This window comes from Phytohabitans sp. LJ34 (assembly GCF_052068095.1).
GTDB lineage: Bacteria > Actinomycetota > Actinomycetes > Mycobacteriales > Micromonosporaceae > Phytohabitans.
In genome coordinates this window covers 204,040-219,254 of sequence record NZ_JBQHDG010000017.1, presented here as the reverse complement: position 1 = coordinate 219,254, position 15,215 = coordinate 204,040, and the positions used below count along the sequence as shown (strand labels likewise).

The 15,215-nt window shown below is 73.1% G+C and carries 10 protein-coding genes; 4 read left to right on the top strand and 6 right to left on the bottom strand.

Annotated features, from left to right (window positions below; all coding sequences use genetic code 11):
* Positions 1 to 38 precede the first annotated feature (38 nt).
* A complete protein-coding gene (locus ACTMTJ_RS28685; protein ID WP_441221335.1) occupies positions 39 to 386 on the top strand; it encodes a YciI family protein in 348 nt (115 codons plus the stop codon).
* 2 nt (positions 387 to 388) lie between these two features.
* The gene (locus tag ACTMTJ_RS28680) at positions 389 to 1,585 is read left to right on the top strand and encodes an RNA polymerase sigma factor (protein ID WP_441221333.1); all 1,197 of its coding nucleotides are present in this window, start codon (positions 389 to 391) and stop codon (positions 1,583 to 1,585) included.
* Positions 1,586 to 2,133: 548 nt separating this feature from the next.
* On the opposite strand, the gene ACTMTJ_RS28675 is transcribed toward ACTMTJ_RS28680, so the two are convergent.
* The 5 genes from ACTMTJ_RS28675 to ACTMTJ_RS28655 form a co-directional block, all read right to left on the bottom strand.
* A complete protein-coding gene (locus tag ACTMTJ_RS28675; RefSeq protein ID WP_441221331.1) occupies positions 2,134 to 4,314 on the bottom strand; it encodes a glycoside hydrolase family 15 protein in 2,181 nt (726 codons plus the stop codon).
* A gap of 91 nt (positions 4,315 to 4,405) precedes the next feature.
* Positions 4,406 to 4,600, bottom strand: coding sequence for a hypothetical protein (locus ACTMTJ_RS28670; RefSeq protein WP_441221329.1), 195 nt, complete (start codon positions 4,598 to 4,600; stop codon positions 4,406 to 4,408).
* 221 nt (positions 4,601 to 4,821) lie between these two features.
* Entirely contained in the window at positions 4,822 to 5,829 is a 1,008-nt protein-coding gene (locus tag ACTMTJ_RS28665) for a hydroxyacid dehydrogenase (protein ID WP_441221327.1), read from the bottom strand.
* A gap of 57 nt (positions 5,830 to 5,886) precedes the next feature.
* A complete protein-coding gene (locus tag ACTMTJ_RS28660) occupies positions 5,887 to 6,951 on the bottom strand; it encodes a LacI family DNA-binding transcriptional regulator (protein ID WP_441221325.1) in 1,065 nt (354 codons plus the stop codon).
* Between the two features lie 57 nt (positions 6,952 to 7,008).
* On the bottom strand, positions 7,009 to 8,955 hold the full coding sequence (locus ACTMTJ_RS28655; protein WP_441221323.1) for a DUF2264 domain-containing protein: 1,947 nt from the start codon (positions 8,953 to 8,955) through the stop codon (positions 7,009 to 7,011).
* Positions 8,956 to 9,079: 124 nt separating this feature from the next.
* On the opposite strand from ACTMTJ_RS28655, the gene ACTMTJ_RS28650 reads away from it, so the two are divergent.
* Both ACTMTJ_RS28650 and ACTMTJ_RS28645 read left to right on the top strand, forming a co-directional pair.
* Positions 9,080 to 11,809, top strand: a complete 2,730-nt coding sequence (locus ACTMTJ_RS28650) for an exo-rhamnogalacturonan lyase family protein (protein WP_441221322.1) — start codon at positions 9,080 to 9,082, stop codon at positions 11,807 to 11,809.
* An 8-nt stretch (positions 11,810 to 11,817) separates the two neighbouring features.
* On the top strand, positions 11,818 to 14,046 hold the full coding sequence (locus tag ACTMTJ_RS28645; RefSeq protein ID WP_441221320.1) for a carbohydrate-binding protein: 2,229 nt from the start codon (positions 11,818 to 11,820) through the stop codon (positions 14,044 to 14,046).
* A 14-nt stretch (positions 14,047 to 14,060) separates the two neighbouring features.
* Here the strand turns inward: ACTMTJ_RS28645 and ACTMTJ_RS28640 are convergent, their stop codons facing one another.
* Positions 14,061 to 14,948: a Vgb family protein gene (locus tag ACTMTJ_RS28640; RefSeq protein ID WP_441221318.1), complete on the bottom strand. Its 888-nt coding sequence runs from the start codon at positions 14,946 to 14,948 to the stop codon at positions 14,061 to 14,063.
* Positions 14,949 to 15,215 lie beyond the last annotated feature (267 nt).

Here is a 15,215-nt window from a genome sequence, read left to right as displayed (position 1 = left end):
CGTTCGTGTACAGGATGGGACAAGAAGGGAGCACGACGATGCAGCAGTACCTGTTCAGCATCTACCAGCCCGACGGCGAAGCCCCGCCGCCCGAGTTCCTCGAACCGATCATGCGGGAGCTGGACGCCCTCAACGCGGACCTGAAGGCCGCCGGCGCGTGGGTCTTCGCGGCCGGGCTGCACGACCCGAGCACCGCCACGGTGCTGCGCGCCACCGACGACGAGGTGCTCATGACGGACGGCCCGTACCTGGAGGGCAAGGAGCACCTCGGCGGGTTCACGATCATCCAGGCGGAGGATCTCGACGCCGCGCTCGCCTGGGCCCGCCGCCTCGCCACCATCGTCAAGCCGCTGCACATCGAGGTCCGGCCGTTCCAGGAGCACTGAGCGTGTCGGTCGAGCAGGTCTTCCGCGAGCACTACGGCTACGCGGTCGCCGTCCTGGTCCGCGCCTTCGGCGACATCGACGTCGCCGAGGACGCGGTCCAGGAGGCGTTCGCGGTGGCGGTGCGGCGCTGGCCGGAGACCGGGCCGCCGCCCAGCCCGCAGGGGTGGATCGTCACCACCGCCCGCAACCGCGCCATCGACCGCCTCCGCCGCGAGGCCACCCGCGCGGACCGGCACGCCGAGGCCGCCCTGCTGCACGCCGCCGAACCGCCCACCGAGGAGGGCCCCGTGCACGACGAGCGGCTGCGGCTCATCTTCACCTGCTGCCACCCGGCACTGGCGCCGGCCGCCCGGGTCGCGCTGACGCTGCGCCTGCTGGGCGGGCTCACCACGGCGGAGATCGCGAGAGCGTTCCTGGTGCCGGAACCGACGATGGCCCAACGCATCTCGCGCGCCAAAGGCAAGATCCGGGACGCGCGCATCCCCTACCGCGTGCCCCGCGAGGCGGACCTCCCCGACCGCCTGCGCTCGGTGCTCGCCGTGCTCTACCTCGTCTTCACCGAGGGCCACACCGCCAGCTCCGGCGAGCACCTGGTCCGCGCCGACCTGTGCGCCGAGGCGATCCGGCTGACCCGCGTCCTCGTCCAGCTGATGCCGGACGAGGCGGAGGCCATGGGCCTGCTCGCCCTGATGCTGCTCACCGAGTCACGCCGCGCCGCCCGCACCACACCGGACGGCGACCTGGTGCCACTGTCCGAACAGGACCGCACCCGCTGGGACCCGGACCTCGTCGCCGAGGGGCAGGCGATCGTGCGCGCCTGCCTGCGCCGCGGCAGCCCCGGCCCCTATCAGATCCAAGCCGCGATCAACGCCGTGCACAGCGACGCGCCGGCGGCCTCGGCCACCGACTGGGGCCAGGTCCTGGCGTTGTACGACCAGCTGCTGGCCCTGACGCCCACCCCGGTCGTGGCCCTGCACCGGGCGATCGCGGTGTCCGAAGTGGACGGCCCGGCCGCCGCGCTCGCCCTCGTGGAGGCGCTGGACCTGGACCGCTACCACGTCTACCACGCCGCCCGCGCCGACCTGCTCCGCCGCCTGGGCCGCACAGCGGAGGCCGCGGCCGCCTACGACGCCGCGATCTCCCACACCGCCAACACCGCCGAGCAGTCGTTCCTCCGGCGCCGCCGCGCCGCACTCTAAGACCTTTCGGAGTCGGGGTGGCTTCGACCCCCTATTTAGACAGAGATTCGAGCTACCGCGATGTCCGTCGTGGTCCAGACCGCTGCGCGGGGCCCCCGGGGAAACGTGGAGCGCAGCGGAGCGTTTTCTTGGGGTGCATTTCCCGCGGCCTCACCCGTCCGCCGTTGGTCACGCTCACCCTGCGCGCAACCGGCGGGGGCAGCTAGCTTGAGCTCACACGCCATGCGGCGGTCGACGTTTGTCCACAATGCCTGTTCCCGGATCGGCGATCCGGGAAAGCAACCGCGATCTCCTCCCCTTAGCTGGTTTACGCTACGTCAGGACCGCGGGGGTCGGGCCGCGAAGACCCCTTCGGGGCTTGTCTCGCGGAGCTGGCAGTGGACGGCCGGGGATTTCGGCTCGCCCTGGCGAGCCGCCGGCCGGGAACGGTGCCCGCGGGAGCATACGGTCCCCCGCTGACGCGAGCATGGGCAAATATGCCTCGAAGTGATGCCACGGCGGGCGGCGACCCTGACACGGAGAGGCCTCTGGAAGCGCGGCGGGCGGGCTCACGTGTAGCGGGCGGCGACCACGGCGGGCTGTTCGAGGACGCGGCCGGCCGCCAGGTTTTGGGCGAGGCGCACGAACTGGGCGTGCGTCCAGGTCAGCGGCGTCGCCGAGAACGTCGGCGTCCCGGCCGGGAACGTCGCCGGGGGCTGGTGGTCCCAGACCTGCTCGGGCAGCATGTAGCCGGGGCCGACCGCGCGGGCCATCGCCGCCAGCTGCCGGCGGGCGCCGGCCTTGTCCCCGGCGGCGATCTGGTACTCGCCGCGCTCGCCGTTGAGCAGGGGCCACGCCCGGCCCAGCGTTATCCGCGAGTCGTCCGGCAGGCCGAACTCCCAGCGGCTCCCGTCGCGCTTCTCGCCGTACCCGTCGAACGAGGCCCGGTGCCAGTAGAGGCCCCGCGCCGTGCGCACGCCGAGCTGGGCGTCGATGACCGGCAGCGTGTTGACGACGGCCGGGTCGTCGGCGGGCAGGACGCCGAGCCGCACCAGGTCGAGGAAGCTCGGGTCGACCACCCGCCGCTGGTCCACGTTGGACGGTCCACTGTCGCCGATCGTGTAGGTGGTGCCGGCGTCGGGGTTTCCGTCCTTGGTGAGGCGCAGGAAGTACGGGCCGGACGAGTACGGGCCGGTGGTGGTCACGGTCCACGACTTCACCTGCGACTGCCACTCGTCGGCCGTCGCCAGGTAGCGGTCCGCGGCCGCGCTGTCGCCGTTGGCCCGCGCGATGTCCGCGGCGCAGACCAGCGCGGCGATCTCGCTGGCGATGGTGGCGGGCGAGTAGCCGGACTGGTTCTCCCACCGCTCCTGCGGCGTGACCGGGCCGGCGCCGAGCAGGAAGTCCGCCGCGCGCCGCACGTGGTCCCACGACCGCGCGTCGGTCCGGCCGAGCTGGTGGGCCAGCACGATCGGGAAGGCCACCTCGTCCAGCTGGAGGCCTTCCCAGACCGGGGTGCCGTCGACGCGCGAGTTCTGCGGGAACGAGCCGTCCGGTTTCTGCTGCACGGTGAAGAGGTAGTCGAGCGCGCGGCCCGCGCCGGCGACGTCGCCGGCCGCGATGAGCGCGGTGGCGATCTGGTAGAGGTCGCGGGACCACACGAGGTGGTACGGGCCGGACGGGTCGTCGCGGCCCCACACCCAGGGCATGCTCGGCGAGGCCACGTAGGCGCCGCGGTGGGTCTTGTCCTCGCCGGCGGCCAGGACCATCACCGACACCCGGTAGAGCCGCCGCTGCTCCGCGCCGTCGAGCACGGCCGGCGGGGTGTGGAGCGACGCGAGGTACCGGTGCCAGCCCGCGGCGTACCCCCGCATGGTGGCGGTGAAGCCGGCGGTGAGCGACCCGCGGGCGGCGGTCAGCGCGGCGCCGGCGTCCGGTCCGAAGCCGAGCGCGAGGGTGGCCCGCCCGCCGCCGCCGAGGCGCAGCCGCGCGGTCTGCACCACGTTGCCCGGGGACGGGGCGCTGGCGTAGCGGTGGTCGAGCCGGCCGTCGGCGAGCAGGTCGGTCCAGCCGTCGCTGGTCCCGCGGTAGCCGCTGGAGGTCGCCGCGAGCGGGGGCGAGCCGGCGAGGGCGCTCGCCGCGGCGCCGTCGGTGGCCACGAGCGCGGCGCCCTCGGTGCGGCCCGTGTCGTCATGGCGGGTGTTGGCCAAGGCCGGGTCGTAGAGCGCGTAGACGTCGTAGTGGCGGCGGTCGGACGCGGTGAAGCGGACCTCGGTGAGCACGGTGGCGCGGGCCGGGTCGGTCACGTACGTCGCGGTGAGCCGCCACCGGCCGGTCCGCTCGGTGAACGTCTGCCGGTAGACGAGCGCGCGGTCGTCGACGAGCTCGGTGCGGACCCGGGCGGCGTCGTTCGCGGCCACCGCGCGGCGGCCGTCCGCGACGGCGAACCGGAGCAGCCGGGCGCTCGGCGTGCTCAGGTCGGGGTAGAAGACCTCGCCGAGGCCGCCCGCCTTCTGCACGGTCAGCCAGACCCGGCTGCCGGTCGCGGTCGCGGTGCCGAAGCCGGACTTGTCGGCCGGCAGGAAGTCCTCGGCGGCTCCCGGGGCGCCGGGCGCGGCACCGGCCGGCGCGGCTACCGGGGCGCCGGGCGCGGCACCGGCCAGCGCGGCTTTCGCGGTGCCGGGCGGCGCGGCGGAGGGTGCGACGAACAGCGTCGCGCCGATGGCGAGGAGCATGGCGAACACGCGCATGGCGGACTCCCGGGATCGAGATATCTACACGCGCGATGTTTCCCCGCTCGTCCCCTCCCAAACTGGGTGTCCGGTTAAGAGTCCTGCCTATTTATGTCCGCGAAAGGACCTGGCGCAACAATGCGGCCGAGCCGTCGGTCAGATGTCCGTAAGTGACCACGGTGCCGCGCTCGCCGTCGCGCTCGACGGCGATTTTCCGCTCGGCGAGCGCGACCGGCCCGCCCACGATCGCGGCGAGCGTGGACTCGAACTCCTGCCAGGTCAGGAGCCCGTCGATGGCCGCCAAAGGGCCATCCATCTGGACCCGCACGCCGAGTCTCCCGACGAATAAGCTGGTGTGCGACATCGCTCTTCTCGCGCTGGCCGACAGTTTCTTCACTCGTGGTGAAAAATTTTCACGTGAGCGTGAACAACAGCAACCTAGCGATCTTCTTTGCCCCAGGCAATGCGCAATTCGTTGTGCGCCGCGGCATCACCCATTTGATGCGGGTCAATCGCGCCCGCAGTCTAGGCGATGCGGTGCAGCTGGTCTGCCCGCACCAGCCCCAGAAGCGGCTCGCCGCGCACGATACGGCCCACCTCCGCGACCGCGAAGTCGCCCAGCCGGCGCAGCTCGCTGCCCTGCGACCCGGCCAGGTGCGGGGTGACCAACACGTTCGGCAGGCGCAGCAGGGGGTGGTCGACCGGCAGCGGCTCAGGCTCGGTGACGTCGAGCACCGCGTCGATCCGACCCTTGGCGCAGTGGTCGGTGAGCGCGGCCGTGTCGACCAGCGAGCCGCGGGCGGTGTTGACGACGGTCGCGCCGTCCGGCAGCAGGGCCAGCCGCCGGGCGTCGAGCAGGTGGCGGGTCTCCGGCAGCGCGGGCGCGTGCACGGTCACCACGTCGCCGCGGCGGCACAGCTCGTCGGTGTCGACAAGCTCCGCCCCGAGCGCCTCGGCCTCCGCGGCGGTCAGGTACGGGTCGGCGACCAGCGGGCGGACGTCGAACGCGCGGAGCCGCTCCAGCACCAGCCGGCCGATCGTCGAGGCGCCGATGACGCCGACCGTCCGCCCGTACAGCCCGGTGCCGGCCCCCGAGCGCCAGTCGCCGGCCGCGCGGTCGTGGGCGTACCAGTGCGCCCGGGTGAGCACCCGCTTGGCCGCGAACACGACCGCGGCGACCGTGTACTCGGCGACCGGCACCGCGTTGGCCCGGGTGGCCGAGGAGACGGCGACGCCGCGCGCGAACACGACCGGGTCGACGTGCCGCTTCACCGAGCCGGCCGCGTGCACGACGGCGCGCAGGCGGGGCGCCGCGGCGAGCACCTGCGCGTCGATCCGCGGGCAGCCCCAGCCGGTCACCAGTACCTCGGCCTCGCGCAGGGCGGCGCCCGCCTCCGCCGTGCCGAACGACGTCAGCGCCGGGCCGGGCGGCAGCCGCAGCAGTGTCCGCAGCCGCTCCAGCAGGTCGGGCGGAAACAGTCCGGACAGCGCCCAGTCCTGCATGGCGAGCGCCGCGGCGGGGCGGTCCGGCACGGTCGACCTCCTCGGAAACGGCTCGTGTAACGGTTACCCCGACCGGCCTCGGGTCGGTCAGGGCAGGCGGGGGCGGACCGAGTCGCGCACCACGAGGTGGGTGCCCAGCGTGACGTGGGGTGGCGTGCCGCCGCGGGTCTCGTGTTCCAGCGCGAGCCGCACGGCGGTGCGCCCGACCTCCTCGTGCGGCAGGTGCACGGTGGTCAGGTCGAGGTCGAGCGACGGCGGCAGGTCGTCGAAACCGACCATCGACACGTCGTCGGGCACCCGCAGACCGCGCTCCCGCAACGCTTTGTGCGCGCCGCCGGCGATCAGGTCGTTGAGGCAGAACACCGCCGTGAAGTCCGGCGGGCCGTCGCCCAGCCGCGCCTTCATCATCCGGTAGCCCTCGTGCCACTCCATCGTGCCCTCGACCTCCAGCGCCGGGTCGTGCGGCACGCGGTGCGCGTCGAGCGCCCGCCGGTATCCGGCCAGCCGCCCCTCCGCGGTGGTGTAGCCGGGGCGGCGGCCGAGGAAGAGGATCCGCTCGTGGCCCGCGGAGAGCAGGTGGCTGGTGGCCGCGAAGGCGCCGCCCGCGTTGTCGTACTCCACCACGACCGCGGGCACGTCGGGGCCGAGCGGCGGGCGGCCGCACAGCACGAGGCAGGAGCCGATGGCGGCCAGCGCGTGCGCGTACTGGCTCATGCGCTCCCGGTACTTGTCGTCGGCGACCACGTTGCCGACGAGGATGACCGCCTCGGCGTGCTGCTCGCGCATGAACTTGACCATCGCCAGCTCGCGCTCCGGGTCGCCGCCGGTGGTGCCGACCAGGCACAGCCGCCCCTCGGCGGCCGCCTGGGTCTCCACGCCCTGCGCGACGTGCGCGTAGTGCGGCGAGATCACCGAGTTGAGCACGATGGCGACGCTCTTGCTGGGCGTGCCGGCCAGGGCGCGGGCGTGCGCGTTGGCCACGTAGTCGAGATCGCGGACGGCGCGCATGACCCGGGCCCGGGTGGCCGGGGCGGCCGGGTAGCTGCCGGTCAGGATCCGGGACACGGTGGCGACGGAGACGCCGGCCCGGTCGGCGACCTCGCGGATCGTGGACCGCCGGCGGTCCGCGGGATCGCTCGCCTGCCGCGCCATCGTCCCCCATTCCCTCGGCAAGTTTGCAGAAAACGGTTACAGAAACACCGGGCGGTGTCAACCCGCGGACCAGCGGACCGGCGTGCCGCCGCCGGCCGGATGGCGTGCGTAGGACGGCGTGTCGCCGAGCGCGACCTCGACCCGCTCCCCGTCCGGATACGTCACGGTGACCGTGTCGCCGTCGACCGCCACGGCGAACGCGTCGGCCAGCGCGGCCGGTTCGACCCGGTCACCGGTCAGTGCCACAAGCGAGACGAAGACCGCGCTCCCGCCGGGATGCGGCCCGGTGAGGTACGGCGTGGCGGAGCGGACGCCGTACGCGTTCGCGTCGACCGCCGGGGCGACCGCGGCGCCGCCCAGCCCGTGCAGGCCGACGACGACGCTGGAGAGCCCGTCCGGCCGGCTCACCCGAGCCCAGCCGGGTCCGGTGTGGACGGACGGCGGGCGCGAGCCGGCCAGCGCGTAGCCGCCGTCTCTGACCGTGCGGCCGGCCGGCGCGGTGACCCGGTGCGCCCGCACCTCCCAGGGCCCGCGCGCGACCGAGGCCGTGACCACCCGCACGGGGCCTTCCGGCGTCTTGTCCACATAGGCCGACGCGGCGAAGCGGTCGTGCGCGGCGACCGGCTCGATCCGGCGCCGCCGGGAGACGGTGCCGTCGGGGGCCATGACCGCGAGGTGCCCGTCGACCGCCCGCACGCGGGAGTCCTCGCCGGCCTCGGGCGCGGCGTGCGACGCGTACCCGAACCGCGCGTAGTGCGGGTCTTCCAGCCCTTCGGGCGCGATGTGGCGGGCCCGGTCGCTGCCGTGGTTGACCAGCCGGACGATCCCGTCGTGCCGCGTGGCGTGCACCAGCCAGCCGGGGCCGGGCATCGCGACCACGCGGTCGCCCTCGTCGATCGGCGCGGCCGCCTCCCGCACCGTCCACGCTGGATGGTCGGCGGGCAGCAGCAGGCCGACGAACGCCTTGCTGGCCCAGTACGGCGAGGCCGGCCCGGAGTAGTGCTGGACGCACGGCAGAAACCGGTCGTACCAGCCGAGGCTGAGCAGCCCGCGCTCGTCGGGCACGCCCCGCTCGACGAAGTGGCGCAGCGCCCCGCTGGCGATCCGCCGGGTGCGGCCGGCCGGCAGCGGGGTCGCGTCGAACAGCTCGCCCAGCCACAGTGGAGCGACCGCGGCGAACCTGTAGCACAGCGACCGTCCCTGGTGGACCGGCGCGCCGTCCCTCGCGAACATGTGCTGGTACTGGTCGAGGAACACCCGCAGCCGCTCCCGGTAGCGGGCGGCGCGCGCCTCGTCGCCGGACATCCGGGCCCACAGCAGCGGGTAGAGGTGCAGCGCCCAGCCGGCGTAGTAGTCGAAGCTGCGGCCGTCGCCGTCGGTGTACCAGCCGTCGCCGACGTACCACTGCTCGATCCGGTCGAGCCCAGCCTCCACCGCGGCCGGGTCGTGCGGCCCACCGGCGCCGGCGAGGAACTGCTGGACCATCACCGGAAACAGCACCCAGTTGCTCTGCCAGGTGCGCTTGCCGGCGAAGCCGTCGAGCCAGGCCACCACCCGCTCACGCTCGCCGGGGTCGAGCCGGTCGAAGAGCCACGGGCGGGTCTCGTGCAGCGCGACGGCGATCGAGGCCGCCTCGACGATCTGCTGGGAGCAGTCGGCGGCGACCGGCCACGCGTACGGGTGCCCGGGGTCGGTGCCGTGGACCAGCCCCTCGGCGTAGCGCTCCAGAAGGGACGGCGCGACCTCGCCCCCGGCGCCGGCGATCCGGAACGCGGCCAGCAGGAACGTGCGCGCGAACCCCTCCAGGCCGTCGCTGGCCAGCCCGGAGATGCTGGGCCGGCCGGGCAGGCGGAACCGCGCGAAGCCGGGCGTCGCGTAGGGCACCACCGCGTCGAGCAGGTGGTCGGCGAGCGCCTCCCAGTGCGCGCGGGTCCACCCGGTGTACGGCGACAGCGGGGGGTCGACCGGCGGCAGCCTTGTTAAAACGTTTGTAGCGATGCGCACGAGCCTAGACGAGCCTCCGGCAGCGGATCAAGCAGGTACAAGTAGGTATTGACAGCTGTCAGCACTCCTGGTTACCTGCATGGTCATAGTAAGCGTTTTCCACCCCCACGAAGTGGAGTGCGCCATGCCCCAGCTGCCCAGGCGCAGCCTGCTGATGGGCGCGGCGATCGCCGGCGCCGCGTCCCAGTTGCCTCTCACCCGCCCGGCCGCCGCGGCGCCCGCCGGAGCCACCGCCGAGACCCTCGCCGCGGTCGAGCCGGCCGACGTGCCCCTGCGCTGGCTCGACGGCGGCACCCCCTCGGCGCTCGTCGGCTCCACCTGGGGCGTGCCCTGGGCGCGCGGCACGCTCGCCCGCGGCCAGGAGCTGTCGCTGGCCACGGCCGACGGCGCGGCCGTGCCCGTGCAGTCGTGGCCGATCGGCTTCTGGCCGGACGGCAGCGTCAAGTGGACCGCCCACGCGATCGGCACCGGCGTCCCGCCCGCCGAGCGATACACGCTGCGCCCCGGCGCCCCGGCCGCGCCGGCCGCTCCCCTGAAGGTCACCGAGACCCGCCGCGAGGTGGAGGTCGACACCGGCGCCATCCGCTGCGTGTTCGCCCGCCAGGGCCGGGTGCTCGTGCGCGAGATCGTCCGCGGCGACCGCACCGTCGCCACCCACGGCACGCTCGTGTGCCTGCGCAAGGACGACGCCGACGACGCCCCGGCCACGGTGCACACCGAGCGGTTCACCAGCGAGATCCACAAGGTGACCGTCGAGCAGAGCGGCCCGGTCCGCGCGGTCGTCCGGGTCGAAGGCAAGCACCGCGCGGACAAGGGCCGCCGGGAGTGGCTGCCGTTCACCGTGCGGTTCTACCTCTACGCGGGCAGCGACGGCATCCGGATGGTGCACACCTTCGTCTTCGACGGCAACGAGAAGAAGGACTTCATCAGCGGCCTCGGCGTCCGGTTCCGGGTGCCGATGGCCGACCAGCTCTACGACCGGCACGTGCGGTTCGCCGGCGACGGCGACGGTGTGCTCGGCGAGGCCGTCCGCGGCATCACCGGCCTGCGCCGCGATCCCGGCGCGGCCGTGCGCCAGGCGCAGATCGCCGGCCGGCCCCTCCCGGATCCGTCCACATGGGACCAGCGGGTGACCAGCCGGCTGCACCTCATCCCGGCCTGGGGCGACTACAGCCTCCGGCAGCTCGCCGACGGCTGCTTCGACATCCGCAAGCGGACCAGCGCCGGGCACGGCTGGGTGCAGGTCGACACCGGGCGACGGGCCAGCGGCCTCGCCTACGCCGGCGGCGTCTCCGGCGGGCTCGCGTTCGGCATGAAGGACTTCTGGCAGCTGCACCCGACCCAGCTCGACGTCCGCGGCGCGGCCGGGGAGCACGCCGAGGTCACCGCCTGGCTGTGGTCGCCCGACGCCACCCCGATGGACCTGCGGTTCTACCACGACGGCATGGGCCAGGACACCTACCCGGAGCAGCTCGAAGGCCTCGAGATCACGTACGAGGACTACGAGCCCGGCTTCGGCACCCCGTACGGGATCGCGCGCACCACCGAGCTGTCGTTCTGGGCGCTCGACGCCACCCCCTCCGCCGAGCGCTTCGCCCAGCTCGCCGCCGCCACCGCCGCGCCGCCGCTGGTCGTCAGCACGCCGGAGCACCTGCACGCCGCCGGCGTGTTCGGCGACTGGAGCCCGGTCGACCGGAGCACCGACGCCCGGCGCGAGATCGAGGACCGGCTCGACTTCCTCTTCGACCACCACCGCAAGCAGGTCGACCAGCGCTCCTGGTACGGGTTCTGGCACTACGGCGACATCATGCACAGCTACGACACCGACCGGCACGTGTGGCGGTACGACGTCGGCGGCTACGCCTGGGCCAACTCGGAACTCTCCCCCGACCTCTGGCTGTGGTACCAGTACCTGCGCTCCGGCCGCGCGGACGTGTTCCGCTTCGCCGAGGCGATGACCCGGCACACCGGCGAGGTCGACGTCTACCACCTCGGCAAGTGGCGCGACCTCGGCACCCGGCACGGCGTGCTGCACTGGGCCGACAGCGCCAAGCAGCTGCGGATCAGCAGCGCCGCGTACCGCCGCGTCTACTACTTCCTCACCGCCGACGAGCGGGTCGGCGACCTCATGCGCGACCTCGTCGACTCCGACCGCACTTTCCTGGTGCTCGACCCGATCCGCAAGATCCGCACCGAGCCGTACGAGCCGGACCCGCACGCGCTGTCGATCGGCACCGGCACCGACTGGAGCGGCCTGGCGGCGGCCTGGCTCACCGAGTGGGAACGCGGCGGAAACCCGATCGCCCGCACCAAGCTGCTCAACACGGCGCGCACCATCGCCGCCATGCCCAACGGGTTCATCCAGGGCAGCGGCCTCTACGACCTCGACACCGGCGAGTTCGCGCCGGCCCAGCCGGTGGTGTCGGTCGGTTCGCTCGGCGCGGTGTTCGGCCTCGTCGAGATGTGCAGCGAGCTGATCGACCTCGTCGACATGCCGGAGTTCACCGACGCCTGGCTCCAGTACTGCCGGCTGTACAACGGCACCGCCGCCGAGCAGATCGCCGAGACCGGCCAGTCGTTCGGCAACCTCAACCTGCGCCAGGCGCACTCCCGGCTCACCGCGTACGCCGCCGTGAAGACCGGCAACGAGGCGCTCGCGGCCCGCGCCTGGCAGGAGTTCTACACCGGACACGCCGGCTACCCGCGCAACCTCAACTGGCGCTCCGTGCGGGTCGGCGGCTCCGCCGTGCTCAAGCCCGTCGACGAGGCCGCGTTCGTGTCCACCAACGCAAGTGCCCAGTACGGACTCGCCGCGATCCAGTGCCTCGCGCTGGTCGGCGACCACCTTCCGTGAGGCTTACCATGAGACGTTCGTTGACGGTCGCGTCCGCCGCGACCCTCCTGTTCGGAGCCGGCGTCGTCGTCGCGCTCCACGCGTCCGCCGCGACCACCCGCTACGAGGCGGAGAACGCCCCCGCCACCTGCGAGGGCACCATCGCCTCCAACCACTCCGGCTACTCCGGCGGCGGGTTCTGCGACACCAACAGCGGCACCGGGGTCGCGGCGCAGTTCACGGTCAACGCGCCCGCCGCCGGCAGCGCCACAGTGGACATCCGGTACGCCAACGGTGCCGCGGCCGGGCGCCCGGCCGATGTCAGCGTGAACGGCTCGGTGGCACACGCCGGCGTACCCTTCGACGGCACCGGCGCGTGGAACGCCTGGGCGACCCGCACGCTGACCGTCCAGCTCAACGCGGGCAACAACACCATCCGGCTCGCCGCGACGACCGCGGGCGGGCTGCCCAACGTCGACTACCTCGACGTCACCACCGGTGGCACCACCACCCCGCCGCCAAACGGCCGCCGGATGGAGAGCCTCGGCCGCGGCGTCGTGGCCGTCCGCTCCGGCACCAACCAGGTGCTGGTCAGCTGGCGGCTGCTCGGCCTCGACCCGGCCGGCATCGGCTTCAACGTGTACCGCTCCACCGGCGGCGGCGCCGAGACCAGGCTCAACCCGGCCGTCCTGACCGGCGGAACGAACTATGTGGACAGCACGGCCAACCTCGCCCAGGCCAACACCTACCGGGTGCGGCCGGTCGTCGGCGGCGCCGAGCAGGCACCGAGCGGCGCGTTCACGCTGACCGCCAACCACGCGACCGAGCCTGTCGTGCGGGTGCCGATCCGCGGCGGCGGCGCGGTCAAGTTCGTCTGGGTCGGCGACCTCGACGGCGACGGCGAGTACGACTACGTGCTCGACCGGCAGACGTCGCCGCAGACCATCGAGGCGTACCGGAGCAACGGGCAGTTCCTCTGGTCCGTCGACATGGGACCCAACAGCACCAACCAGGACAACATCGAGGGTGGATCGTCCACCATCGACATCGGCCACAACGACGGCGTCACCGTGTACGACCTCGACAGCGACGGCCGCGCCGAGGTGGCGGTGCGGATCGCCAACGGCGTCCGGTTCGGCAACGGCGTCACGTACAACGGCCTGAGCGACAACACCCGCCAGGCCATCGCCATCCTCGACGGCATGACGGGCGCGGCCCGCGCCACCGCCGCGGTGCCCACCGACTACCTCTCCGACGGTCCGCTGTACGCGCGCTTCGGCGTCGGCCACCTCGACGGCGTCAACCCCAGCCTCGTCGCGTACATGAAGAACCGGATCGGCTCCGGCGACTTCAACCTGATGTTCACCGCGTGGCGGTTCACCGGCGGCGCGCTGAGCATGCAGTGGAAGTTCCTGCGCGGCAACCAGAACCTTCCCGACGGGCACAACACCCGCATCGTCGACGTCGACGGAGACGGCCGGGACGAGATCGCCGAGATCGGCTTCGTACTCAACGGCAACGGCACCCTCCGCTACTCCCTCGCCCCGCGCGGCATCATCCACGGCGACCGGTTCCACATCACGAAGATGGACCCGAACCGGCCGGGCCTCCAGGGGTACGGCGTGCAGCAGGTCAACCCCAGCGGCCTGCGCGACTACTACTACGACGCCACGACCGGCAACATGATCTGGCAGCACGTCGAGTCCGGCACCGCCGACGTGGGCCGGGGCATGGCCGGCGACGTCGACCCGCGCTTCCCCGGCATGGAGGTCTGGGCCTTCTCCGGCCTCTACAACGCCCCCACCAACCAGCTCACCCAGTCGAACACCACGCTCCAACCCTGGCCGCAGCTGGGCCTGTGGTGGGACGGCGACATCACCATGGAGCTGCTCAACGACGGCAAAATCGAGAAGTGGAACCCGACCGCCCCGACCGGGACCGGCAGCGTGCCACGGCTCGTCAGCACCTGGAACTACGGCGCCGTCGACGCCAGCCAGGGCGTGCAACCAACGTTCTACGGCGACATCCTCGGCGACTGGCGCGAGGAGGTCGTCTACACCAACGCCGCCTTCAACGAGCTCATCGTCTTCACCACCAACCAGCCGTCCACCACGAGGCTGTACACGCTCGCGCACAACCCCGCCTACCGCAACGCCATGACCCTCAAGGGGTACATGCAGTCACACCACGTCGACTACTTCCTCGGCTCGGGCATGGCCACACCACCCCGGCCGGCCATCACCTACCCCGCTCGGTAGCCGCGCCGCCCGGGTCACGTCCCCCACGGCGTGACCCGGGCGGCCGCGCCGGTCTCCAGCGCGACCCAGACCGCACCGTCCGGCCCGACCGCGAGACCGTGCGGCTCGGCGCCGGGCGTCGGCAGGTCGTGGTGGCGAAACTCCCCGCCGGGGCTCACGTACCCGACCCGGTTGGCACCCCACTCGGTAAACCAGCAGCCTCCGTCGGGGTCGGCCGCGATCGCGTGCGGCCGGGCGCCCCGGTCCGGCAGCGGATACTCGGTGATTTCACCATCGGGCGCGATGCGACCGACCTGACCCGCGCCGATCTCGACGAACCACAGCGCGCCGTCGGCGCCACGGGCGATGCCGACCGGCGCGGCGCCCTCGGTGGGCAGCGCGTGCAAGGTGACCGCACCGCCGAGACCGATCCGCCCGATCGCGTTCGCCTGGTTGAGCGTGAACCACATGGCCTCGTCGGGCCCGGCGCAGATCATCGAGGCGAAGCCGCCGCGCACCGGCAGCGGATACTCGGTGACCTCGCCATCCGTGGTGACCCGACCGACGGCGTCCGCGTTCATCTCGGTGAACCACAGCGCGCCGTCAGCGCCCGCCGCGATGCCGAACGGCCCGCTCTCCGCCGTAGGCGTAGGGAACGACACACTCTCCCCACCGGTCGTGATCCGACCGATCCGGTGGTCACGGTTGCGGGTGAACCACAGCGCCCCGTCCGGCCCCGCCGTGATGACCGAAGGCCCGCAGGCCGGCGCGTCCAGCGGGAACGTGGTGACCCCGCCACCCCCGAGGTCGAGCCGGGCGATCCCACCGCCGTGCACCAGCGTGAGCCACAGCGCCCCGTCGGGCCCGCCCACAATTCCGTACGGACCGGCCCCCGGGCCGGCCACCGCGAACTCCGTGATCATCAAGCCCACTCTAGAGACCTTTCGGAGTCGGGGTTACGCGCGCGGCGGCGTTCCGGCAGATTTTCCCCGTCCGCCTCAGCGACGGACCGTGTGCTCCCGCGGGCACCGCTCCCGGCACCGGCTCGCAGCGCTCGCCGAAACCCCCGGCCGTCCACAGCCGGCTCCGCGGGACAAGCCCGAAGGGTCTTCGCGGCGCTACCTCCGCCATCCTGACGCAGCGTCACCAGCCAGGGGACGAGACTTGTTGCTTTCCCGGATCGCCGATCC

Bases quoted from the DNA above. Each gene is read 5' to 3' on its own strand.
- ACTMTJ_RS28685 (WP_441221335.1), top strand. From the start codon at position 39: ATGCAGCAGTACCTGTTCAGCATCTACCAGCCCGACGGCGAAGCCCCG.
- ACTMTJ_RS28675 (WP_441221331.1), bottom strand. From the start codon at position 4,314: ATGCGCGTGTTCGCCATGCTCCTCGCCATCGGCGCGACGCTGTTCGTC.
- ACTMTJ_RS28660 (WP_441221325.1), bottom strand. From the start codon at position 6,951: ATGGCGCGGCAGGCGAGCGATCCCGCGGACCGCCGGCGGTCCACGATC.
- ACTMTJ_RS28650 (WP_441221322.1), top strand. From the start codon at position 9,080: ATGCCCCAGCTGCCCAGGCGCAGCCTGCTGATGGGCGCGGCGATCGCC.
- ACTMTJ_RS28645 (WP_441221320.1), top strand. From the start codon at position 11,818: ATGAGACGTTCGTTGACGGTCGCGTCCGCCGCGACCCTCCTGTTCGGA.
- ACTMTJ_RS28640 (WP_441221318.1), bottom strand. From the start codon at position 14,948: ATGATCACGGAGTTCGCGGTGGCCGGCCCGGGGGCCGGTCCGTACGGA.